The organism is Microbacterium flavum (assembly GCF_018717645.1).
GTDB classification, from domain to species: domain Bacteria; phylum Actinomycetota; class Actinomycetes; order Actinomycetales; family Microbacteriaceae; genus Microbacterium; species Microbacterium flavum.
In genome coordinates this window covers 113,154-135,387 of the sequence record NZ_JAFLHG010000009.1, presented here as the reverse complement: position 1 = coordinate 135,387, position 22,234 = coordinate 113,154, and the positions used below count along the sequence as shown (strand labels likewise).

General features: G+C 71.7%; 20 protein-coding genes. 19 read left to right on the top strand and 1 reads right to left on the bottom strand.

Annotated elements, in window-relative coordinates:
* The first annotated feature begins 47 nt into the window (after window positions 1-47).
* The 7 genes from gmk (at window position 48) to rpe (ending at window position 7,758) form a co-directional block, all read left to right on the top strand.
* On the top strand, window positions 48-944 hold the full coding sequence (gene gmk, locus J0P97_RS11020) for a guanylate kinase (protein WP_215487835.1): 897 nt from the start codon (window positions 48-50) through the stop codon (window positions 942-944).
* Window positions 945-1,030: 86 nt separating this feature from the next.
* Window positions 1,031-1,285 (top strand): DNA-directed RNA polymerase subunit omega, encoded by a 255-nt coding sequence (gene rpoZ / locus J0P97_RS11015; RefSeq protein ID WP_215487834.1) that lies wholly within the window; start codon window positions 1,031-1,033, stop codon window positions 1,283-1,285.
* 128 nt (window positions 1,286-1,413) lie between these two features.
* Window positions 1,414-2,607, top strand: coding sequence for a methionine adenosyltransferase (metK, locus tag J0P97_RS11010; RefSeq protein ID WP_215487833.1), 1,194 nt, complete (start codon window positions 1,414-1,416; stop codon window positions 2,605-2,607).
* 8 nt (window positions 2,608-2,615) lie between these two features.
* On the top strand, window positions 2,616-4,622 hold the full coding sequence (locus tag J0P97_RS11005; RefSeq protein ID WP_215487832.1) for a primosomal protein N' family DNA-binding protein: 2,007 nt from the start codon (window positions 2,616-2,618) through the stop codon (window positions 4,620-4,622).
* Between the two features lie 26 nt (window positions 4,623-4,648).
* Window positions 4,649-5,581: a methionyl-tRNA formyltransferase gene (fmt, locus tag J0P97_RS11000; RefSeq protein ID WP_215487831.1), complete on the top strand. Its 933-nt coding sequence runs from the start codon at window positions 4,649-4,651 to the stop codon at window positions 5,579-5,581.
* On the top strand, window positions 5,578-6,957 hold the full coding sequence (locus J0P97_RS10995) for an RsmB/NOP family class I SAM-dependent RNA methyltransferase (RefSeq protein ID WP_215487830.1): 1,380 nt from the start codon (window positions 5,578-5,580) through the stop codon (window positions 6,955-6,957). The genes fmt and J0P97_RS10995 overlap by 4 nt, the downstream gene beginning before the upstream one ends.
* A 141-nt stretch (window positions 6,958-7,098) precedes the next feature.
* The gene (rpe, locus tag J0P97_RS10990) at window positions 7,099-7,758 is read left to right on the top strand and encodes a ribulose-phosphate 3-epimerase (RefSeq protein WP_282836627.1); all 660 of its coding nucleotides are present in this window, start codon (window positions 7,099-7,101) and stop codon (window positions 7,756-7,758) included.
* On the opposite strand, the gene glsA is transcribed toward rpe, so the two are convergent.
* A complete protein-coding gene (gene glsA / locus J0P97_RS10985) occupies window positions 7,759-8,928 on the bottom strand; it encodes a glutaminase A (RefSeq protein ID WP_215487829.1) in 1,170 nt (389 codons plus the stop codon).
* A gap of 56 nt (window positions 8,929-8,984) precedes the next feature.
* Between glsA and J0P97_RS10980 the strand changes: the two genes are divergently transcribed.
* The 12 genes from J0P97_RS10980 to J0P97_RS10925 all read left to right on the top strand — a co-directional run bounded on the left by J0P97_RS10980 (window position 8,985) and on the right by J0P97_RS10925 (window position 22,188).
* Window positions 8,985-9,248 (top strand): phosphoribosyl-ATP diphosphatase, encoded by a 264-nt coding sequence (locus J0P97_RS10980; RefSeq protein WP_215487828.1) that lies wholly within the window; start codon window positions 8,985-8,987, stop codon window positions 9,246-9,248.
* A 47-nt stretch (window positions 9,249-9,295) separates the two neighbouring features.
* Window positions 9,296-10,138, top strand: a complete 843-nt coding sequence (hisG, locus tag J0P97_RS10975) for an ATP phosphoribosyltransferase (RefSeq protein WP_215487827.1) — start codon at window positions 9,296-9,298, stop codon at window positions 10,136-10,138.
* Window positions 10,138-10,902: an imidazole glycerol phosphate synthase subunit HisF gene (gene hisF, locus J0P97_RS10970; RefSeq protein WP_215487826.1), complete on the top strand. Its 765-nt coding sequence runs from the start codon at window positions 10,138-10,140 to the stop codon at window positions 10,900-10,902. The genes hisG and hisF overlap by 1 nt, the downstream gene beginning before the upstream one ends.
* Complete coding sequence (gene hisI, locus J0P97_RS10965) at window positions 10,899-11,333, top strand: phosphoribosyl-AMP cyclohydrolase (protein ID WP_246540240.1); 435 nt, start codon at window positions 10,899-10,901, stop codon at window positions 11,331-11,333. Before hisF ends, hisI begins: the two co-directional genes overlap by 4 nt.
* Window positions 11,330-11,941 (top strand): Trp biosynthesis-associated membrane protein, encoded by a 612-nt coding sequence (locus J0P97_RS10960; RefSeq protein WP_215487825.1) that lies wholly within the window; start codon window positions 11,330-11,332, stop codon window positions 11,939-11,941. The genes hisI and J0P97_RS10960 overlap by 4 nt, the downstream gene beginning before the upstream one ends.
* Before the next feature lie 46 nt (window positions 11,942-11,987).
* Complete coding sequence (locus J0P97_RS10955) at window positions 11,988-12,215, top strand: DUF6704 family protein (RefSeq protein WP_246540239.1); 228 nt, start codon at window positions 11,988-11,990, stop codon at window positions 12,213-12,215.
* A gap of 2 nt (window positions 12,216-12,217) precedes the next feature.
* A complete protein-coding gene (gene trpC / locus J0P97_RS10950; RefSeq protein ID WP_215487824.1) occupies window positions 12,218-13,027 on the top strand; it encodes an indole-3-glycerol phosphate synthase TrpC in 810 nt (269 codons plus the stop codon).
* Window positions 13,024-14,289 carry a tryptophan synthase subunit beta gene (trpB, locus tag J0P97_RS10945; RefSeq protein WP_308163544.1) on the top strand — a complete coding sequence of 422 codons (1,266 nt, stop codon included), beginning with the start codon at window positions 13,024-13,026 and terminating at the stop codon, window positions 14,287-14,289. Before trpC ends, trpB begins: the two co-directional genes overlap by 4 nt.
* Complete coding sequence (trpA, locus tag J0P97_RS10940) at window positions 14,286-15,077, top strand: tryptophan synthase subunit alpha (protein WP_215487823.1); 792 nt, start codon at window positions 14,286-14,288, stop codon at window positions 15,075-15,077. The genes trpB and trpA overlap by 4 nt, the downstream gene beginning before the upstream one ends.
* Before the next feature lie 10 nt (window positions 15,078-15,087).
* The gene (gene lgt, locus J0P97_RS10935) at window positions 15,088-16,056 is read left to right on the top strand and encodes a prolipoprotein diacylglyceryl transferase (protein ID WP_215487822.1); all 969 of its coding nucleotides are present in this window, start codon (window positions 15,088-15,090) and stop codon (window positions 16,054-16,056) included.
* A gap of 89 nt (window positions 16,057-16,145) precedes the next feature.
* Complete coding sequence (gltB, locus tag J0P97_RS10930) at window positions 16,146-20,726, top strand: glutamate synthase large subunit (RefSeq protein ID WP_215487821.1); 4,581 nt, start codon at window positions 16,146-16,148, stop codon at window positions 20,724-20,726.
* Window positions 20,719-22,188, top strand: a complete 1,470-nt coding sequence (locus J0P97_RS10925) for a glutamate synthase subunit beta (RefSeq protein ID WP_215487820.1) — start codon at window positions 20,719-20,721, stop codon at window positions 22,186-22,188. The genes gltB and J0P97_RS10925 overlap by 8 nt, the downstream gene beginning before the upstream one ends.
* Window positions 22,189-22,234: the final 46 nt, after the last annotated feature.

Here is a 22,234-nt window from a genome sequence, read left to right as displayed (position 1 = left end):
GGTCGGGGTGTCCGGGCACGGCGGCGGAGCGACTACCGTAGAGGGTGATGACTGAGACGCGCCGCCCACCCGAGGTCGACCGCGCCGCGGCATCCCGACGTGCCGTCGCGGCCCGTCGGGAGAGAGCGGCCCTCAAGAAGGATGTCGCCACGCGCGTCCTGACGCCGCAGGCACTCCTGCGGCGCGCTGAGGAGCGCCCGGACACGCCCGCCGGCGCGATGCGCGTGACCGAGTTCCTGACCTCCCTGCCGGCCATCGGGGAGGGCAAGCGCGACCGGATCCTCGCCGACCTGGGGATCTCGCCGGTCAAGCGCCTGGGCGGTCTGGGGCCGCGCCAGCGCGCGGCGCTCTCCGGCTGGCTGGGGGAGCGCTTCCCGGTGCGCGTCCCGCGCGCGGGACGCAGCCGACTCGTGGTGCTCGCCGGTCCCACCGCCGTCGGCAAGGGGACCGTGGCCGCCCACGTCAAGGAGCACCATCCCGAGATCCTGCTGTCGGTCTCCGCGACGACGCGAGCGCCCCGCCCCGGTGAAGTCGACGGCGAGCATTACTTCTTCGTCGACGACGCCGAGTTCGACCGCCTCATCCGCGACGGCGAGCTCCTCGAGTGGGCGACCGTGCACAACGCGTTCCGCTACGGCACCCCGAAGGCGCCGATCGAGAAGGCCCTCGCCGAGGGGCGCACCGTGCTCCTGGAGATCGACCTCCAAGGCGCCCGGCAGGTGCGCCGGGCCGCGCCGGATGCCGCCCTCGTCTTCCTCCTCCCGCCGAGCTGGGACGAACTCGTCCAGCGCCTGGTCGGGCGCGGCACCGAGGACGAGGAGGAGCGCGCGCGACGCCTGCGCACCGCCCGCACCGAGCTCGCCTCGCAGGGCGAGTTCGACTACTTCGTCGTCAACGACGACGTCGCCCGCGCCGCTGCGGAGGTCGCGGCGCTTGCGCGCTGATAGAATGGTCGGATGCCGCGGCATCCTGCGGCCCGCGACTTTCTCGCCACCTGCTTTCCACCGCCATCCGATCCTGGAGGTTCATCATGGCCGGACGTGACAAGGGCATCATCGACCCGCCCATCGACGCGCTGCTCGACAAGGTCGACTCCAAGTACCAGCTGGTGATCTACGCGTCCAAGCGCGCCCGTCAGATCAACGACTACTACTCGGACCTGCACGAGGGGAACCTCTTCGACAACGTGGGCCCGCTCGTCGACTCGAGCGTCGAGGACAAGCCTCTGACGATCGCGCTCCACGAGATCCACGAGGACAAGCTGCGCCTGCGCCACGCCGAGTGATCTCCGCGTCCACGGCGGTCTGTGACCTCCCGTGGCGCGCTCCATGCCCGCGTTTCCCGTTGTGTCGGGAGCCGCGGGCATGATCGTGTGAGAACCCGTCCACCCCGACCTGCACCCTGGAGGATCCGATGAGCGGCCTGCGTCTGTTCACGTCCGAGTCCGTGACCGAGGGTCACCCGGACAAGATCTGCGATCAGATCTCCGACTCGGTCCTCGACGCGCTCCTGTCCGTCGACCCCACCAGCCGTGTCGCGGTCGAGACCCTCGTCACGACCGGCCTCGTCCACGTCGCCGGAGAAGTGCGCACCGACGGCTACGCCGACATCCCGGGAATCGTCCGTCGCGTGGTGAACGGCATCGGCTACACCTCCAGCGAGACCGGCTTCGACGGCGACTCGTGCGGTGTGACGGTCTCGATCGGCGAGCAGTCCGGCGACATCGCCGCGGGTGTCGACACCGCGATCGAGCACCGCGAGGGCGGCTCGATCGACCCGATCTCCGCGCTCGGGGCGGGGGACCAGGGCATCATGTTCGGCTACGCGACGACCGAGACGCCGCAGCTCATGCCGATGGCGATCTGGACGGCGCACCGCCTCGCGGAGCGGCTCACGGATGCGCGCCGGTCGGGCGCCCTCGGCTTCCTGCGCCCCGACGGCAAGACCCAGGTCACGCTCGGCTACGACGGACAGACGCCCCGCACCGTCGACACCGTCGTGCTCTCCACGCAGCACAATCCCGACATCTCCCTGCCCGCCCTGCGCGCCGCCGTGCAGGCCGAGGTCATCGACCCGGTGCTCGCGACGACGGGGCTCGACACCTCCAGCGTCCGCTACGTCATCAACCCCGCGGGCCCCTTCGTGATCGGCGGTCCCAAGGGCGACGCCGGGCTCACCGGCCGGAAGATCATCATCGACACCTACGGCGGAGCGGCGCGCCACGGCGGCGGGGCGTTCAGCGGCAAAGACCCGTCGAAGGTCGACCGCTCGGCCGCGTACGCCATGCGGTGGGTCGCCAAGAACGCCGTCGCCGCGGGGCTCGCGGAGCGGCTCGAGGTCCAGGTGGCGTACGCCATCGGGCGCGCGGAGCCCGTCGGCCTCTACGTCGAGACCTTCGGGACCGGCGCGGCGTCGGACGAGACCATCACGCGGGCGATCCGCGACGTGTTCGACCTGCGCCCGCAGGCGATCATCGACGAGCTGGACCTGTTGCGCCCGATCTACGCCAAGACCGCCGCGTACGGACACTTCGGCCGCGAGCTCCCCGAGTTCACGTGGGAGCGGACGGACCGCGTCGACGAGCTGCGCGCGGCCGCCCGGCTCTGACGCGGACCATGTCGCTCGTCGCGCGCGTCCTGATCGACTCGCCGCTGCCGCAGCTGGACCGTCTGTTCGACTACGCGATCCCGCCCGCCCTCGAGGCGGAGGCGGTCCCTGGCGTCCGCGTCAAGGTGCCGCTGCGGACCGCGGGACGCGTCGTCGAGGGGTACCTGGTGGAGACAGTGGATGCCGCCGATGCGGCGCGCACCTCCAAGCCGCTCTCCGAGGTGGACGCCGTGGTCTCTCCCGTCCCGGTCCTCCCGCCCGCGCTCTACGCCCTCGCCCGCAGGGTCGCCGACCGGGCGGCGGGGTCGGCCAGCGACATCCTGCGCCTCGCGGTCCCGAAGCGGATGGTGCGCGCCGAGAAGGCGTGGCTGATCGCGCAGGCGGAGGGGGGGCGCGAGGCCGCGCCGGAGGCGAGTGCGCAGGCGCAGGCGTGGGCCGCCGGCATCCTGGGCGCGTATCCGGACCTCGGCCCGGCGCTGACCGACGGTGGACGGGTCGCGGTGGACGCCCCGCCGCGACCGGCGACGGCTTCGGGGGAGGGGCGAGAGGTCCCCGTGGGGGCATGGGCTGAGCTCCTCGCCGCGATGGCCCTCGACACGCTCGCGCGCGGTCGCAGCACGCTCATCGTCGTTCCCGATCAGCGCGACGAGGACCAGGTGCTGCAGGTGCTCGAGGGCCGGGCCCCCGCGGGCGCCGTGGTGCGCGATGACGCCCGGCGGTCCGGTCCTGAGCGCTACGCGAGCTACCTCCGACTTCTCGGCGGCGTCCCCGCCATCGTCGTGGGGAACCGTTCGACCGTCTACGCCCCCGCGGCCGAGGTGGGCACGGTCATCGTCTGGGATGACGGGGACCCCCTTCTCGCCGAGCCCCTGAGCCCCGGGGTGCACGCCCGCGATGCGGCGCTCGTACGCCAGGAGCTCGAAGGGTCGGCGCTGGTGTTCGCCGGCCACACCCGCACCTCGGACGTCGAGCGTCTCGTCCAGCTGGGCTGGGTGCGCGAGGCACCCGCGCGGCGGCGCGAGAGCCCCGCCGTCGTCCTGTCCGCCACGCGCGAGGGCGAGTCGCGTGGCCAGCGGGTGCCATCGGCGGCCTTCGCCGCCGCACGCGCAGCGCTCGCGCACGGGCCCGTGCTGGTCCAGGTGTCCCGTCCCGGCTATGCCCCGGTCCTCGTCTGCGCCTCGTGCCGGATGCCCGCACGCTGCCCGCACTGCACGGGGCCCCTGCGCGCGCGACGTCCCGGTGCGGCGCCCGACTGCGGATGGTGCGGCCGCACCACGCTGTCGTGGACCTGCCCGCACTGCCAGGGGACCACCCTGCGGATGGCGTCATCGGGGAGCGAGCGCACGGCGGACGAGCTCGGCCGCGCCTTCCCCCACACCCGGGTCATCCTCGCCGACGGCGAACACCCCGTCACGAGCGTCGACGGGCGCCCCGCTCTCGTCGTCGCGACGCGCGGCGCGGAGCCGCAGGCCGCGGGCGGCTATCACGCCGTCATCCTCCTCGACGGCGACCGGATGCTGCTCGCCGAGCAGCTGCGGATCGGAGAGTCCGCCCTTCGCTGGTGGTCGAATGCCGCGGCGCTCGCGCGCCCGAAGGCTCCCGTGCATCTCGTGGGGGTGACCGGGCCCGTCGCCCGTGCGCTGGCCACCTGGACCCAGCCTGCCTACGCCCGCGCCGAGCTCGCTGATCGCGGCCCGCTGCACATGCCGCCCACCGTCCGCGTGGCCGCGGTGGAGGGAGCCGTCACGAGCGTGTCGACCGCGCTCGCGGCGCTCCGAGAGGCGGTGCCCTCGCTGGATGCCGCGGCGATCCTCGGGCCCGTCCCCCTCGCGGCGGGAGGCGTCCGCGCGCTCGTCCGCTTCGATTACGCCCACGGCGGTCCGGTTGCCGAGAGCCTGCGGGCCTCCGTCGTCGCCGACGCGCTGAGCGGGCGGCGGGCGCGCGCCCGGAGTGACCGCTCGGCGCCGCGGACTACGCTGAAAGTGCGACTCGACGTGCCCGAGCTCGACCTCTGATCATGCCGACACCCCCGAGGAGCCCCATGCGCATCGTCTTCGCCGGCACGCCGGCGCCCGCGGTCCCGAGCCTTCACGCCCTGGCAGCCTCCGCGCACGAGGTCGTCGCGGTCGTGACGCGCACCGACGCGCCGCGGGGACGCAAGCGCGTGCTCACCCCGTCGCCGGTCGCGGGCGCGGCCGAAGACCTCGGCATCCCGGTCATCAAGGCGGACCGGCTGGATGCCGCGGCGACGGCGGCGATCGCCGAGGCGGCGCCCGACATCGGTGTGATCGTCGCGTACGGCGGGCTCGTCCGCGAGCCGCTCCTCTCGCTCCCGCCGCACGGCTGGATCAACCTGCACTTCTCTCTGCTGCCCCGCTGGCGCGGCGCGGCCCCCGTCCAGCACGCGCTGATCGCGGGGGACCGGACGACCGGTGCCACGGTCTTCCAGCTCGTCCCGGCGCTCGACGCGGGGGACGTCTTCGCAGAGCTCCGTTACGACGTGCCGCGCGGTGCGACGGCGGGGGAGGTGCTGAACGCCCTCGCGGATCGCGGGGCCGACCTCGTCGCTGGCGTGGTCGGCGCGATCGCCGCAGGTGAGGCGCATCCCGTGCCGCAGGAGGGTGAGGTGACCCTCGCGCCGAAGCTGACGCTGGCTGACGGTGCCCTGGATCTCTCGGCATCCGCGGACGTCGTCCTCGACCGCTACCGCGGCACGACCCCGGAGCCGGGCGCGCACCTCGTCGTCGCGGGCCAGCGGCTGAAGGTCCTCGACGCGTTCCGCGGCCCCGACCTCGAGCTCGCCCCCGGGGCGTTCGTGCTCTCCGGGCGCGATGTCGTCGTGGGCGCGGGCGACGGCACGCTCGTCCTGAAGACGGTCCAGCCCGCCGGCAAGGGGGCGATGGCGGCCGCCGACTGGTGGCGGGGCCTGCGCGGGGACGCACCGCTGGCCGAACTCTCGGAGGGCGCACGATGAGCGCCGCATCGGGTCGCACACCGCGCTGGGTCGCCTATGACGTGCTGCGCGCCGTTCACTCGTCGGACGCATACGCGAACCTGCTCCTTCCCCGCTCCCTCGTGCGCGCCGGTCTGTCCGGCCCCGATGCGGCCCTCGCGACCGAGCTGACCTACGGCACGCTCCGGCGCGAAGGGACCTACGACGCGATCATCGCCGATGCGGCCGGCAGGCCCGTCTCGGCGATCGATCCGGCCGTCCTCGACGCGCTCCGGCTCGGCGCACATCAGCTGCTCGCGATGCGCACGCCCACCCACGCCGCCGTGAACGAGACCGTCCGCCAGGTGCGGATGGCGGCAGGGACCTCGGCGTCGGGGTTCGCCAACGCCGTCCTGCGGCGCGTGTCCGAGCGCAGCCGCGAGGAGTGGCTCGAGCGTCTCGATGCGTCCGCGCGGTCGGACGACGAGCGGCTCGCGCTCCGCTACGCCCACCCCGTCTGGGTCATCCGCGCCTTCCGTCGGGCCCTCGCAGCCGAGGGGCGGGCGGACGAGCTGGACGCGCTGCTCGAGGCCGACAACGTGTCGCCGATTGTCACCCTCGCCGCGCTCCCGGGGCTCGCCGAGAGGCCCGAGGATGCCGTCGCCACGCCGTACTCGCCGATCGGCTTCCGCTCCGGCGGGGGTGACCCGGGCACGGTCGTCGCGGCATCCGACGGTCGGGTGCGGGTGCAGGACGAAGGGTCTCAGCTCGCCGCGCTGGCCCTGTCGCGGGCCGTGCCGGTGCAGGAGGGCGAGGTGTGGCTTGACCTGTGCGCCGCCCCGGGCGGGAAGACCGCGGTGCTCGCCGCCGAGGCGCTCGCCCACGGCGCGCGCCTCGAGGCGAACGAGGTGTCGCCCGCGCGCGCCGGCCTCGTGCGGGACTCGGTCGCGGGGGTGCCGCTGCAGGTCCCGGTGTCCGAGGAGGACGGCCGCACGCGCGCCGGACGGGGGCGCTACGACCGGATCCTCGTCGACGCGCCCTGCACCGGCCTCGGCGCGCTGCGCCGCCGTCCCGAAGCACGGTGGCGCAAGCAGCCGGCGGACGTCCCGGCGCTCGCGGCGCTGCAGTCGGAGCTGCTGGATGCCGCGGTCGAGGCGCTCGCACCCGGCGGAATCGTCGCGTACGTGACGTGCTCGCCCCACCTCGCCGAGACGGCCGGCATCGTCGCCGAGACGCTCCGCACCCATCCCGGCGAGCTCGAGGAACTGGACGCCCGCGCGGTCGTGGCGCGCATCTCCGATGCCCCGATCGACCTCGCGGCGGGCGATGGCGAGGGCGCGGGCGGCGCTCGCGCGCAGCTCTGGCCGCACCGTCACGGCACCGACGCGATGTCGATCTCGCTGCTGCGACGGCGCTGAGTCCGCTCCGTCCCCTCGGGTCACGGGCGGTCGACCCTCGGGTCCGCCGCTCGAGGTCTGCCTCTCCTCGACTCCCGAGCACCGTATCGGCCGGTCTCGGCCGCGTCTCGGAGAGGCGCGTCGTGTGTGGATAATGGGCCCGTGGCGCGAATCAACCCCAGCATCCTGTCGGCCGACTTCGTCAACATGCAGACGGACCTCCAGCGGATCGCGAACGCGGACTTCGTGCATGTCGACGTGATGGACAACCACTTCGTCCCGAACCTCACCTTCGGCCCGCAGATGGTCGAGCGGATCCAGGCCACGAGCCCCGTGCCCCTGGACGTGCACCTGATGATCACCGATCCCGACCGCTGGGCCCCCGGGTACGCCGAGATCGGGGCGGCATCGGTCACGTTCCACCTGGAGGCGGCGGCCGACCCGATCAGCCTGGCGCGGCGTCTGCGCGACATCGGCGCGCGCGCGGGCGTCGCCGTCAAGCCCGCGACCCCGGTCGAGGGCCTGTTCGAGGTGCTCGACGAGTTCGATCAGATCCTCGTCATGACCGTCGAACCGGGCTTCGGCGGCCAGTCCTTCATGTCCGATCAGATGCCCAAGCTCGCGCGCCTCCAGGCCGAGGCGCGCCGCCGCGGATCGCAGGTGTGGCTCCAGGTGGACGGTGGGATCTCGGCGTCGACCATCGCGCAGGCGGCGGAGGCCGGTGCCGACACCTTCGTCGCCGGGTCGGCCGTGTTCGGCGCCGCCGACCCCGCCGCCGCCATCGCGGCGCTGCGCGAGGAGGCATCCGCCCACGCCCACTGATCAGTCGACGCGGACCTCACCGCCCAGGCGCCCCACCTGCGCGCGGAGCACCGCGAGCGCCGCAGGATGCAGCTGCGACAGGCCGCGGACGTCGACCACCAGGTGCGGCACGTCGGCAGCCACCTCGATCCCGCGCAGGGCTGCGAGGACCCGCTCGGCGCCGCTGAAGGACAACTCGCCCTCGAGGCCCACGCGCATCGTTCCGTCGGAGTCGTGCTCGACCGACACGCGCGGCGTCGCGATCGCCGTGTGCTGATCGAACACGTGCATCCCGAGCTCGTCCGACAGTCGCTCCAGCACAAGGCGCCCCCGGGTGCTGTTGCCGTGGACGTCGAGGCGGGGGCTCATCACCGCGACGCCGAACTGGGAGGGAGCGAGCGCCAGGATGCCTCCGGACACCCCGCTCTTGGCCGGGAGCCCGACCCGGAGGAGCCAGGACCCCGAACCGTCGTACATCCCGCAGCTGGTCATGAGGGAGACGACGTCGCGCGCGGTCCGGGCTGAGATCACCTTCTCGCCGGTCACGGGATTGCGCCCGCCGAAGGCGAGGGTCCCCGCCATCACCGACACGTCCGTGACGGTGACGAGGGTCGCGCACTGGCGGAAGTACGCCTCGACGCTCACGTGCGGATCGCCGTGGAGGATGTCGTACGACCGCAGGAGGTGGGCGAGCGCACGGTTGCGCTCCCCGGTGGCGGACTCGGACGCGTACACGTCCTCGTCGACGGTGAGGCTCCGCCCCGCGAAGGCGGAGAGCCCCGCGACGATGCGGGCGGAGCGCTCCTCGAGGTCCGTGCCCGGGACGAGACCCGTCACGGCGATCGCGCCCGCGTTGATGAGCGGGTTGGCCGGGCGCCCCGTGGACTCCTCGAGGCTGATGGCGTTGAACGGCTCGCCGCTGGGCTCCACCCCGACATGGCGCAGCACCTCGTCGCGGCCGAGGGCGTCGAGCACCAGCGCGAAGACGAACGGCTTCGAGATCGACTGGATGGAGAACTCCGCGTCCGCGTCGCCCACGGCGATCGTCCCGCCGGCGGGGCCGGTGACCGCGAGGGCGAGCCGGGAGGCATCCGCACGGGCGAGCTCGGGGATGTAGTCGGCGACCGCGCCGGCGTCTTCACCGCGGACATCGGCGAGCACGTCCTCCAGCAGCTGCGTCACGGGGTCCATAGGGCGACCATATCGCCGCGACCTCGGGAGGTCGCGCGGACCGGTAGCCTGTCAGAGTGAAGACGTTCGACGGACTGTTCGCGGAGCTGACCGCCACCGCCGCTGCCCGTCCCGAGGGTTCGGGGACGGTCGCCCAGCTCGATCGCGGCGTCCACGCGATCGGCAAGAAGATCGTCGAGGAGGCGGCCGAGGTCTGGATGGCGGCCGAGTACCAGTCGGATGCCGAGACGGCGGAGGAGATCTCCCAGCTGCTCTACCACCTGCAGGTGCTGATGCTGGCCAAGGGCCTGCGCCTCGAGGACGTCTACCGACATCTCTGAGCGCGCCCTCCGCTCACCGACGCTCCCACTACGAAAGCTCCCGCGACATGCTGCGAATCGCCGTGCCGAACAAGGGGTCGCTCGCCGACACCACCGCCGAGATGCTCGCGGAGGCCGGGTACACCGGCCGCCGCGATCCGAAGGACCTGCACGTCATCGACCCCGTCAACGAGGTCGAATTCTTCTACCTGCGTCCCAAGGACATCGCGACCTACGTCGGGTCGGGCGCGCTCGATGTGGGCGTCACCGGCCGTGACCTGCTGCTGGATGCCCGCATGCCGGGCGCCCGCGAGATCGAGAGCCTCGGCTTCGCCCGCTCGACGTTCCGCTTCGCGGGGCGTCCGGGGGCGTACACCGATGTCGCCGACCTCGAGGGGGTCCGCATCGCGACCTCCTACCCGGGGCTCGTGGATGCCTTCCTCGACGGCCACGGCGTCGCCGCCGACCTCGTCCCGCTCGACGGGGCGGTGGAGTCGGCGATCGAGCTCGGCGTCGCCGATGCGATCGCCGATGTCGTCGAGACCGGCACGACCCTCAAGCAGGCGGGCCTGGAGGTCTTCGGACCCGAGATCCTGCGCTCCGAGGCCGTCCTCATCGGGTCGCCCACCGTCGGCGCAGACGCCGAGACGCTCCTGCGACGCCTGCGGGGCGTGATGGTCGCCCGTCAGTACGTGATGATCGACTACGACCTCCCCGCGCACCTCGTCGACGAGGCGGTCGCCCTCGCGCCCGGCATCGAGTCGCCCACGATCTCGCCGCTCCGGGACGAGGGCTGGGTCGCGGTGCGCGTCATGAGCCCGCGCCGCACGGTGAACCAGGTCATGGACGCGCTGTACGCGATCGGCGCGCGCGCGATCCTCGTGACCCCGATCCACAACGCGAGGCTCTGATGACCCTCGCCCGTCGGGTCATCCCGTGCCTCGACGTCGCCGCGGGGCGCGTCGTGAAGGGCGTGAACTTCGAGAACCTGCGCGACATGGGCGATCCTGTGGAACTCGCCGCGCTGTACTTCGCGCAGGGGGCGGACGAGCTGACCTTCCTCGACGTGACCGCGACGGTCGATGACCGCGCGACGACGTACGACGTCGTCCGCCGCACCGCCGAAGAGGTCTTCATCCCCCTGACGGTGGGCGGGGGAGTGCGCTCGGCCGACGACGTGGCGCGCCTTCTCGCGGTCGGTGCGGACAAGGTCGGCGTCAACTCGGCGGCGATCGCGCGCCCGGCTCTCGTGGGAGAGATCGCCGACCGCTTCGGTGCGCAGGTGCTCGTCCTGTCGCTCGACGTCAAGCGCGCGCCCGGCACCCACTCGGGCTTCGTCGTCACGACGCACGGCGGACGCACGCTGACCGCGCTCGACGCGCTCGACTGGGCGTGCGAGGCCATCGACCGCGGTGCGGGCGAGCTGCTCGTCAACTCGATCGACGCCGACGGCACCAAGGACGGCTTCGACCTCGAGCTCGTCGCGCTGATGCGTGAGATCTCCTCGGTCCCGGTGATCGCCTCCGGGGGAGCGGGCGCGGTGGGGGACTTCGCTCCGGCGATCCACGCCGGCGCCGACGCCGTGCTCGCGGCATCCGTCTTCCACTCCGGGCAGCTCACGATCGGCGATGTGAAGGACGCGCTCGTCGCGGACGGCATCGAGGTGCGCGCATGAGCGACCCCACCTCCGCGCCGACCCCGCTCCCCGCGCCGACCCCGGCCCCCGCGCCGACCCCGGCCCCCGAGCTCGTCGAGGGGCGCGTGTCCTGGAACGCCGACGGCCTCGTCCCCGCGATCATCCAGCAGCACGACACCCGCGACGTGCTCATGCTCGGGTGGATGGATGCCGAGGCGCTCCGTCGCACGCTCACCGAGGGGCGCGTCACGTTCTGGTCCCGCTCACGGCGGGAGTACTGGCGCAAGGGCGACACCTCGGGCCACGCGCAGTACGTCAAGGGCGCACGCCTGGACTGCGACGGCGACACGCTGCTCATCAGCGTCGAGCAGATCGGCGCCGCCTGCCACACCGGGGATCGGACCTGCTTCGACGCCGACGACCTCGCGCCCGTCGAGGGGCACCCCGGCGACGCACGGTCCGCATCATGATCGCTCGCGCCCGCGTCCTGGCCGTCCTGGCGATCGTCCTCGGGGGAGCGATCGCCATCGTCTCCTCCACCCAGACCTGGCTCGAGGTCACCCTGCGCGCGGGCGCGACCGAGCCGCTGCCCGTCTCCGGCGCGGCGGCGATGCCGCTGCTGGCGCCGCTGAGCCTCGCCGCGCTCGCCCTCGGTCTGGCCCTCACGGTGGTCGGGCGGGTGCTGCGGTACGCCTTCGGCATCCTCGCCCTCGTCATCGGCGCGGCCCTCCTCATCGGCGCCGTGCGTGTCGGGACCCAGCACCCCGTGGACGCGGTCGCCTCCGTCGTGACCACGTCGACGGGCCTCTCCGGGGCGAAGGCGATCGGCGACCTCGTCGAGGGGATCACCGGCTCCGCGTGGCCGTTCGCCGCGGCCGTCGCGGGCCTTCTCATCCTGGCCGGCGGGGTGTTCACGCTCGTCACCGCGCACCGGTGGCGCGCGGGCGGCCGCCGCTACGAACGCGAGGGCGCGAGCGAGCACGTGTCGGCCGGCGCGCGCCCGCACGACGCCACTCGCGACCGGGCGATCGATTCGTGGGACGATCTGTCGCACGGAGACGATCCCACCGCCCGCTAGACTGGGGAGCGCACCCGCCCCACGCCTTTTCGGCAGAAGGAGAATCATGAGCAGCATCGACGACCCCGGCCACGGACACTCCCCGGCCGCCTGGACCGCCGTTGTGATCATGCTCCTGGCGGTGACGCTCGGCACGGTGTTCTTCTGGTTCGACATGCCGGTGCTCGTCTGGGCCTCCGCCGGTCTGCTGGTCGTCGGCGCGATCGTCGGCTGGGCCATGGCCAAGGCCGGCTACGGCGCCTACGGCGACAAGTACAAGCCGAAGCAGCACTGATCATGCTGGCAGGCCTCACCGCCGGCGCGGTGGAGGATGCCGAGGCCCGCGCCGCGGCCCGACCGCTCGCCGACGTGGAGCGCGACGCGCTCGCTCAGGCGCCGGCGCTCGACGCCCTCGCTGCCCTCGCCCCCGCCGATCGCGTGAAGATCATCGCGGAGGTCAAGCGCGCGAGCCCGTCGCGCGGCGACCTCGCCGACATCCCCGACCCCGCCCTCCAAGCGGCGCGCTACGAGAACGGGGGCGCCTCGGCGATCTCCGTCCTCACCGAGGGCCGGAAGTTCAAGGGCTCTCTCGCCGACCTCGAAGCGGTGAAGGCCCGCGTCTCGGTGCCCGTGCTGCGCAAGGACTTCATCGCGACGCCGTACCAGGTGCTCGAGGCCCGGGCATCCGGCGCAGACCTCGTCCTCCTCATCGTCGCGGCGCTCGAGCAGCCCCTTCTGCGTGAGCTCCACGGTCTCGTCCTCGATCTCGGGATGACGCCGCTCGTCGAGACGCACTCGCGCGACGAGCTCGACCGTGCCGGCGACCTCGGCGCTCGGCTCATCGGCGTGAACGCCCGCAACCTCTCCACCTTCGAACTCGACCGCGACCTCTTCGGCTCGCTGGCCGAGCACTTCCCGGCGGACGCCGTGAAGATCGCGGAGTCCGCCGTGCTCGCCCCCGCCGACGTCGCGCACTACCGTCGCGCGGGCGCCGACGTCGTGCTCGTGGGCGAGGCGCTGGTGACGAACGATCCGGTGACCACCCTGCATGCCTTCCTGGAGGCCGGATCCATGCCCGTACCGAGTGAGCGAATCGAGTCGACGTGACCACGAGCCTGCGCGATGAGCACGGCCCCTTCTTCGGCGAGTTCGGCGGGCGCTACATGCCCGAGTCGCTCATCGCCGCGATCGACGAGCTGACGGCAGAGTACGACGCGGCGAAGGTCGATCCGGCCTTCGCCGCCGAGCTGACCGCGCTGCTGCACTCGTACGCCGGGCGGCCGTCCGCGCTCACCGAGGTGCAGAGGTTCGCCGAGCACGCCGGGGGCGCGCGGGTCTTCCTCAAGCGCGAAGACCTGAACCACACCGGCTCGCACAAGATCAACAATGTGCTCGGCCAGGCGCTGCTCACCCGGCGCCTGGGCAAGACCCGCGTGATCGCCGAGACGGGCGCCGGCCAGCACGGCGTCGCGACGGCCACCGCCGCCGCCCTGTTCGGCTTCGAGTGCACGATCTACATGGGCGAGGTCGACACCGAGCGCCAGGCCCTCAACGTCGCGCGCATGCGCCTCCTCGGCGCGGAGGTCGTGCCCGTCACGACCGGATCGCGGACGCTGAAGGATGCCATCAACGAGGCCTACCGCGACTGGGTGGCCTCGGTCGAGACGACGAACTACATCTTCGGCACGGCGGCCGGCCCGCATCCGTTCCCGGCGATGGTGCGCGACTTCCAGAAGATCATCTCGGAGGAGGCCCGCGAGCAGCTGCTCAACGAGACCGGACGGCTCCCTGACGCCGTCGTCGCGTGCGTCGGCGGCGGGTCGAACGCGATCGGCATGTTCGATGCCTTCCTCGACGACGAGGACGTGAAGCTGTACGGCGTCGAGGCGGCCGGAGACGGCGTCGACACGGATCAGCACGCGGCATCGATCGAACGCGGGCGTCCGGGTGTGCTCCACGGCGCGAAGACGTACGTCCTGCAGGACGAGGACGGCCAGACGATCGAATCGCACTCGATCTCCGCCGGGCTCGACTACCCCGGCGTCGGCCCCGAGCACGCCTGGCTCTCCGACATCGGGCGCGCGGAGTACATCCCGGCCACCGACGCCGAGGCGATGGACGCGCTGCGCCTGCTGAGCCGCACCGAGGGCATCATCCCGGCGATCGAGTCCGCGCACGCCCTCGCCGGCGCCCTCCGGATCGGGCGCGAGCTGGGTCCGGATGCCATCATCGCCGTGAGCCTCTCCGGTCGCGGCGATAAGGACATGGACACCGCGGCGCAGTGGTTCGGCCTGTACGACGAGGGGGCGGATCCCGTGCAGAGCCCCCCGCCGGCCGACGGCGCCAAGGGCGAGGGGACCGAGCTGTGAGCCGGGTCCACGACGCCATCGCGGCCGCCCGCGCGGCCGGGCGTGGCGCGTTCGTCGGGTATCTGCCTCTCGGCTATCCCGACCTCCAGACCTCGATCGACGCCGCGGTCGCCCTCGCCGAGGCGGGCGCCGACGTCCTCGAGCTCGGGCCGCCGTATTCCGACCCCGTGATGGACGGCCCGGTCATCCAGGAGGCCACTCAGGCGGCCCTGGCGGCGGGTTTCCGCCTTCGCGACACGTTCACCGCCGTGCGGGAGATCGCCGCGCGCGTCGACGTCCCGATCCTCGTCATGACGTATTGGAACCCGGTCCTGCAGTACGGCGTGGACCGCTACGCCGACGAGCTGGTCGCAGCCGGCGGCGCCGGCCTCATCACCCCCGACATCACACCCGATGCGGCCGCCGAGTGGATCGCAGCGTCGGAGCGCACGGGCCTTGACCGCGTGTTCCTCGCGGCGCCGACCTCGACCGACGAACGGCTTGCGACCATCGCGCGCGCCTCGACCGGCTTCGTGTACACGGTCTCGACGATGGGGATCACGGGGGAGCGCGCCGAATTGGATGCCGCCGCCCGCACCCTCGTCGCGCGCCTGCGCGAGCACGGCGTCGAGAACGCGTGCGTCGGAATCGGCATCTCCACCCCCGACCAGGTCGCCGGGGTGGTGGAGTACGCGGACGGCGCGATCGTCGGCACCGCCCTCGTGCGCGCGCTGCGCGACGGCGGCATCGACGGGCTCGCGGCCGAGGCGCGCGCGCTGGCCGCGGGGACCGCTCGGGCGTCGAAGTAGACTTCCCCTCGTGCTTGCCTCCCTTTCCGTCGCCGCGTCGATTCCCAGCCCGCCGATCAGCTCGTTCCAGGTCGGGCCGCTGACGATCCACTTCTACGCCCTGTGCATCCTCACGGGCATCGTGGTCGCGGCGTTCCTGACGAACCGCCGTCTGACCGCGCGCGGCGCCGAGCCGTGGGTCGTGATCGACATCTGCCTCATCGCGGTGCCGCTCGCCATCATCGGCGCCCGCATCTTCCACGTCGTCACCCACTGGGGGTTCTACTTCGGCGAGGGCAAGGACATCTGGGCGATCTTCCGCATCTGGGAGGGCGGCATCGCCATCTTCGGCGCCCTCATCGGCGGTGCGATCGGCGCCTGGCTCGGCTGCAAGTGGACCGGTATCCGCTTCTGGACCTTCGCCGACGCCCTCGCTCCGGGACTGCTGCTCGCGCAGGCGCTCGGGCGCTTCGGCAACTGGTTCAACCAGGAGCTCTACGGCCTCCCCACGAACCTCCCCTGGGGCCTCGAGATCGCCTACCCGAACCCGGCATGGCCCGCGGGACTTCCCGAGGGCACGCTCTTCCACCCGACGTTCCTCTACGAGGTCATCTGGAACAGCCTCGGCGTCCTCTTCCTCCTCTGGGCCGGGAAGCGCTTCACCCTGCAGTGGGGGCGGCTGTTCGCTCTCTATCTCATCTGGTACGGCGCGGGCCGCATCGTGTGGGAGTCGATCCGCATCGACCCGAGCGAGGTCTTCTTCGGCCTTCGCACCAACGTGTGGGCCGCGATCTTCGGCGTCGCGGTGGGCATCGTCATCTTCTTCGTGCAGAAGCGCCGCCACCCGGGGCTCGAGCCCTCGCCCTACCAGCCCGGGCGCGAGGGGAACCGCAGCGGGAATGTACAATCACAGAACACCGACGAGTTCGTCGACGTCAGCGCACCCCCGACGTCCGAGCTCGCTGCGGACACCGCCACAAGCGCCGTCGCCTCGAAGTAACACGCTAGACACCCTGCTTGACATACACCCTGCTTGATTTCGGGCCGACGTCGTCCCCAGCTTCAGCAAGATCATTGAGGACGGTTGGTATGGCACCGAGTACCCGTCGTGAGTCGACAATCCCCGGCGGTTTCCCCGCCAAGCAAGGGATGTACAACCCCGCATTCGAGAAGGATGCCTGTGGGCTCGCCATGGTCGCGACCCTGCGCGGCGAGCCGGGCCACGACATCGTGTCCCTCGCGCTCGAGGCTCTGCGCAACCTCGAGCACCGTGGCGCGATCGGTTCGGATGCGGGCACCGGCGACGGTGCGGGCATCCTCACGCAGATGCCGGACGCCTTCCTGCGCGAGGTGACGGACTTCGACCTGCCGCCCGTGGGCGAGTACGCCGCCGGACTCGCGTTTCTTCCGTTGGAGGAGGAGGCGCGTGCGGCCGTCAAGGCCGGTGTCGAGACGATCGCGGCATCCGAAGGGCTCACGGTCCTCGGCTGGCGGGACGTGCCGACCGAGGAGGAGCACCTCGGCAAGCTCGCGCACGCCGCGCGGCCCGCATTCGAGCAGCTCTTCGTCTCGCGCCCCGCCGTCGGCGACGCGCCGGCCCTGAGCGGGATCGAGCTCGACCGCCGCGTCTACCGGCTGCGCAAGCGCGCCCGCCGCGAGCACGACGCGTACTTCGTCTCGCTGAGCTCTCGCACTCTCGGGTACAAGGGCATGGTCACGACCCTGCAGCTCGAGCCGTTCTATCCCGACCTCTCCGACGAGCGCTTCGCCTCGGAGCTCGCGGTCGTCCACTCGCGCTACTCCACGAACACGTTCCCGTCGTGGCCGCTCGCTCAGCCGCTGCGCATGCTCGCCCACAACGGCGAGATCAACACGGTGGGCGCCAACCGCAACTGGATGCGCGCCCGCCAGTCCCAGCTCGAGTCCGAGCTGGTCGGCGACATCCGCCCGCTCCTTCCCATCTGCACGGGGGGCGCGAGCGACTCGGCATCCTTCGACGAGGTGCTGGAGCTGCTGACCCTCACCGGTCGCAGCCTGCCCCACGCGGTCATGATGATGGTGCCCGAGGCCTACGAGAAGCAGGCCGATATGGACCCCGACCTGCGCGCCTTCTACGAGTACCACTCGATGCAGATGGAGCCGTGGGACGGGCCGGCCGCGCTCATCTTCACCGACGGCACCCTCGTGGGCGCCACCCTCGACCGCAACGGGCTGCGCCCCGGACGCTGGACTGAGACGACCGACGGACTCGTCGTGATCGGCTCCGAGACGGGCGTCCTCGACTTCGCCCCTGAGCGCATCAAGCGCCGCGGGCGCCTGCGCCCCGGACGCATGTTCCTCGTCGACACGGCGCAGCGCCGCATCATCGAGGACGAGGAGGTCAAGCGCGACCTCTCCACCCTGCAGCCCTGGCAGGAGTGGCTGGATGCCGGTCGCGTCCGCCTCAAGGACCTTCCCGAGCGCGAGCACATCGTCCACCCGATCGCCTCCATCACCCGTCGCCAGCGCACGTTCGGGTACACCGAGGAGGAGGTTCGGATCCTCCTGACCCCGATGGGGCAGAACGGCGCCGAGCCGCTCGGTGCGATGGGCTCCGACGCGCCGATCGCCGTCCTCAGCGAGCGGCCCCGCCTGCTGTTCGACTACTTCGTTCAGCAGTTCGCGCAGGTGACCAACCCGCCGCTCGACTCCATCCGCGAAGAGGTCGTCACCTCCCTCGCCCTCGGGCTCGGTCCCGAGCGGAACCTGCTGGAGTGGGGGCCGGACCACACGCGCACGATCACGCTGGACTTCCCCGTGATCGACAACGACGAGCTGGCCAAGCTCCAGAACATCGACAAGGCCCTGCCGGGTCGACGGTCGGCGACGATCCGCGGGCTCTACCACCTCGACAAGACGACGGATGCCCTGGAACACCGCCTCGACGAGATCTGCGACGAGGTCGACGAGGCGATCGCCCAGGGCGCCGAGTTCCTCATCCTGAGCGACCGCGACTCGAACAAGGATCTCGTCCCGATCCCGTCGCTGCTCATGCTCTCCGCCGTGCACCACCACCTCATCCGCCGCGAGAACCGCATGAAGGTCGGACTCGTGGTCGAGGCGGGCGATGTGCGCGAAGTGCACCACGTCGCGACGCTCATCGGGTACGGGGCCTCCGCCGTGAACCCGTATCTCGCGATGGAGACCGTCGAGTACCTCGTGCGCGCCGGCTTCATCACCGGCGTGACGCCGGAGAAGGCCGTGAAGAACCTGATCTACGCGCTCGGCAAGGGCGTCCTGAAGATCATGTCGAAGATGGGCATCTCGACCGTGTCCTCGTACGCCGGCTCGCAGGTGTTCGAAGCGGTGGGCCTGTCGCAGGACGTCGTTGAGAAGTACTTCACCGGCACCGAGACGAAGCTCGGCGGCATCGGCATCCGCGAGATCGCGGCGGAGAACGAGGCACGTCACGACTACGCCTACCCGGAGGACGGAGCGGCGCGCGCCCACGAGCGGCTGTGGACCGGCGGCGAGTACCAGTGGCGTCGCGACGGCGCCCCGCACCTGTTCACGCCGGACACGGTCTTCCGCCTGCAGCATTCGACGCGCGCCCGGCGGTACGACATCTTCCGCGAGTACACGAAGCTCGTCGACGACCAGGCGGCGGAGCTGAAGACGCTGCGCGGCATGTTCCGCCTCAAGACGGGGGAGCGCACCCCGGTCCCGATCGACGAGGTCGAGCCGGTGGAGTCCATCGTCAGGCGCTTCTCGACCGGCGCGATGAGCTACGGATCGATCTCCAAGGAAGCGCACGAGACGCTCGCCATCGCGATGAACTCAATCGGTGCGAAGTCGAACACGGGCGAGGGCGGTGAGGACGTCGAGCGACTGCTGGACCCCGAGCGCCGCAGCGCGATCAAGCAGGTCGCCTCGGGGCGCTTCGGCGTCACGAGCATGTACCTGACACACGCGGAGGACATCCAGATCAAGCTCGCTCAGGGGGCGAAGCCCGGCGAGGGCGGCCAGCTGCCCCCCGGGAAGGTCTATCCGTGGATCGCGCGCACCCGCGGCGGCACACCCGGCGTAGGCCTCATCTCGCCGCCGCCGCACCACGACATCTACTCGATCGAAGACCTGAAGCAGCTGATCTTCGACCTCAAGCGCGCGAACCCCGAGGCCCGCGTGCACGTCAAGCTCGTGAGCCAGTCGGGCATCGGCGCGGTCGCGGCCGGCACCGCCAAGGCCCTCGCCGACGTCATCCTCGTCTCGGGGCATGACGGCGGCACCGGCGCGAGCCCGTTGAACTCGCTCAAGCACGCGGGGACGCCGTGGGAGCTCGGCCTCGCCGAGACCCAGCAGACGCTCATGCTCAACGACATGCGCGACCGCGTCGTCGTCCAGGCCGACGGCCAGCTCAAGACGGGACGCGACGTCATCATCGCCGCCCTGCTGGGCGCCGAGGAGTACGGGTTCGCCACGACGGCTCTCGTCGTGGAGGGGTGCATCATGATGCGCGTCTGCCACCTCGACACCTGCCCCGTGGGCGTCGCCACCCAGAACCCCGTGCTGCGCAGCCGCTTCACCGGCAAGCCGGAGTTCGTCGTCACCTTCATGCAGTACCTCGCGCAGGAGGTGCGCGAATACCTCGCCGAGCTCGGGTTCCGCTCCCTCGACGAGGCGATCGGGCGGAACGATCTGCTGGATGTGAACGGCGCGATCGAGCACTGGAAGGCGAGCGGTCTCGACCTCGCACCGATCCTCGACGGCCCCGCGTTCGCGTCCGACGTGCCCCGTCGCCACGCGCGTGACCAGGATCACGAGCTCGACAAGCACTTCGACGTGCCGATCATCGCGCAGGCGCAGGATGTGATCGCGCACGGCGGTCACTTCCGCGTCGACCTTCCGATCCGCAACACGGAGCGCGCGGTGGGCACCATGCTCGGCAACCGCGTCACCCTCGCGCAGGGCGAGCACGGGCTCCCGGCCGGCACGATCGAGGTGAACCTCACCGGTTCGGCGGGGCAGTCCTTCGGCGCCTTCCTGCCGGCGGGCATCACGCTCCGCCTCGAGGGAGACTCCAACGACTACGTCGGCAAGGGTCTCTCGGGCGGACAGATCGTCGTCCGCCCGCCGCGGGATGCCTCCTTCGACGCCTCCCAGAACGTCATCGCGGGCAACGTCATCGGCTATGGCGCGACCCAGGGCACCCTGTTCCTGCGCGGCGTCGTCGGCGAGCGGTTCCTCGTGCGCAACTCCGGTGCGACCGCGGTCGTGGAGGGCGTGGGCGACCACGCTCTGGAGTACATGACGGGTGGACTCGCCGTCATCCTCGGACCGACCGGCCGGAACCTCGGCGCGGGGATGTCGGGCGGCGCGGCGTACATCTACAAGCTCGACGAGGACCTCGTCAACCGCGATGCCCTCGCCTCGGGCGAGCTCGAGCTCCTGGAGCTCGGATCGGGCGACGTCGAGATGCTCCGCGATCTGCTCGAGCAGCATGTCGCCGAGACCGGCTCGACGCTCGCGGCATCCCTGCTCGAAGACTTCGAGACCGAAGCGGACAACTTCGTCCGCGTCCTGCCGCGCGACTACGCCGCGGTGCTGAAGACCCGTACCGACGCCGTCGCCGAGGGGCTCGACCCCGACGGCGACGTCGTCTGGACCCGCATCCTGGAGGTGACCGGTGGCTGACCCGAAGGGCTTCCTGAAGAACACCGAGCGCGAGCTCCCGCCGCGCCGACCCGTCCCCGTCCGCATCATGGACTGGAAAGAGGTGTACGAGCCGGGCGATTCGGCCGTGCTCCGTCGCCAGGCCGGCCGGTGCATGGACTGCGGCATCCCGTTCTGTCACAAGGGCTGCCCGCTGGGCAACCTCATTCCGGAGTGGAACGACCTGATCTGGCGCGGGGAGGGACGTGCGGCCATCGAGCGGCTGCACGCGACCAACAACTTCCCCGAGTTCACCGGACGCCTGTGCCCGGCGCCCTGCGAGAGCTCGTGCGTGCTCGGCATCAACCAGCCCGCCGTCACGATCAAGCAGATCGAGGTCGCGACGATCGACGATGCGTTCGCGAACGGGTGGGTCGAGGCGGAGCCGCCCGCGCGCCTCACCGGCAAGACGGTCGCCGTCGTCGGGTCCGGTCCCGCCGGTCTCGCCGCCGCCCAGCAGCTCACGCGCGCGGGCCACACCGTCGCCGTGTTCGAGCGCGACGACCGGATCGGCGGACTCCTGCGCTACGGCATCCCCGACTTCAAGATGGAGAAGCGCCACCTCGAGGCGCGGCTGCGTCAGATGCAGGACGAGGGCACGCGCTTCCGCGCCGGGGTCGAGATCGGCAAGGACATCACGTGGGAGGACCTCCGGGCGCGTTACGACGCCGTGGTCATCGCGACCGGCTCCACCGTGCCGCGCGAACTCGGGATCCCCGGGCGCGACTTCGACGGCGTGCACTTCGCGATGGAGTACCTCATCGAGTCGAACAAGGCCGTCGCGGGCGACCAGGTCCCGCACCAGATCCACGCCGAGGGCAAGCACGTCATCGTGATCGGCGGTGGCGACACCGGGGCGGACTGCATCGGGACGGCGCACCGACAGGGCGCCCTCAGCGTGACGAACCTCGCGATCGGCAAGCAGCCGCCCGCCGAGAGGCCCGACCACCAGCCGTGGCCGATGATGCCGACGCTCTTCGAGGTCGCTTCGGCGCACGAGGAGGGCGGTGAGCGTGCCTACCTGGCATCCACCGTCGAGTTCCTGGGCAACGACGCCGGTGAGGTGCGCGCGCTGCGCCTCGCCGAGACGGAGTACCTCGCCGACGGCAGACGCGTCCCCAAGAGCGGCACGGAGCGCGAGATCCCCGCAGACCTCGTCCTCATCGCGATGGGTTTCACCGGCCCGGAGCGCAGCGCCCTCGAGAGCCAGCTGGGTACCGTGTTCACGGGCCGCGGCAACGTCGAACGCGGTGACGACTACCAGTCGACCGCTCCCGGAGTGTTCGTCGCCGGCGACGCCGGTCGTGGCCAGTCCCTGATCGTCTGGGCGATCGCCGAGGGACGTGCCGCGGCGGCCGCCGTGGACGAGTACCTCATGGGCCGGACGAACCTGCCGTCCCCGGTCCGTCCGGGCGACATCGCCCTCGGCCTGCAGCCCGCGTAGGCTGAGACCACCCCCGATAACAACCCGAAAACAGACCGGAGACAGT

Excerpts from the sequence above, each read along its gene's own strand:
- gmk (WP_215487835.1), top strand. The coding sequence starts at position 48 with ATGACTGAGACGCGCCGCCCACCCGAGGTCGACCGCGCCGCGGCATCC.
- rpoZ (WP_215487834.1), top strand. The coding sequence starts at position 1,031 with ATGGCCGGACGTGACAAGGGCATCATCGACCCGCCCATCGACGCGCTG.
- metK (WP_215487833.1), top strand. The coding sequence starts at position 1,414 with ATGAGCGGCCTGCGTCTGTTCACGTCCGAGTCCGTGACCGAGGGTCAC.
- J0P97_RS11005 (WP_215487832.1), top strand. The coding sequence starts at position 2,616 with ATGTCGCTCGTCGCGCGCGTCCTGATCGACTCGCCGCTGCCGCAGCTG.
- fmt (WP_215487831.1), top strand. The coding sequence starts at position 4,649 with ATGCGCATCGTCTTCGCCGGCACGCCGGCGCCCGCGGTCCCGAGCCTT.
- J0P97_RS10995 (WP_215487830.1), top strand. The coding sequence starts at position 5,578 with ATGAGCGCCGCATCGGGTCGCACACCGCGCTGGGTCGCCTATGACGTG.
- glsA (WP_215487829.1), bottom strand. The coding sequence starts at position 8,928 with ATGGACCCCGTGACGCAGCTGCTGGAGGACGTGCTCGCCGATGTCCGC.
- hisG (WP_215487827.1), top strand. The coding sequence starts at position 9,296 with ATGCTGCGAATCGCCGTGCCGAACAAGGGGTCGCTCGCCGACACCACC.
- hisF (WP_215487826.1), top strand. The coding sequence starts at position 10,138 with ATGACCCTCGCCCGTCGGGTCATCCCGTGCCTCGACGTCGCCGCGGGG.
- hisI (WP_246540240.1), top strand. The coding sequence starts at position 10,899 with ATGAGCGACCCCACCTCCGCGCCGACCCCGCTCCCCGCGCCGACCCCG.
- J0P97_RS10960 (WP_215487825.1), top strand. The coding sequence starts at position 11,330 with ATGATCGCTCGCGCCCGCGTCCTGGCCGTCCTGGCGATCGTCCTCGGG.
- J0P97_RS10955 (WP_246540239.1), top strand. The coding sequence starts at position 11,988 with ATGAGCAGCATCGACGACCCCGGCCACGGACACTCCCCGGCCGCCTGG.
- trpC (WP_215487824.1), top strand. The coding sequence starts at position 12,218 with ATGCTGGCAGGCCTCACCGCCGGCGCGGTGGAGGATGCCGAGGCCCGC.
- gltB (WP_215487821.1), top strand. The coding sequence starts at position 16,146 with ATGGCACCGAGTACCCGTCGTGAGTCGACAATCCCCGGCGGTTTCCCC.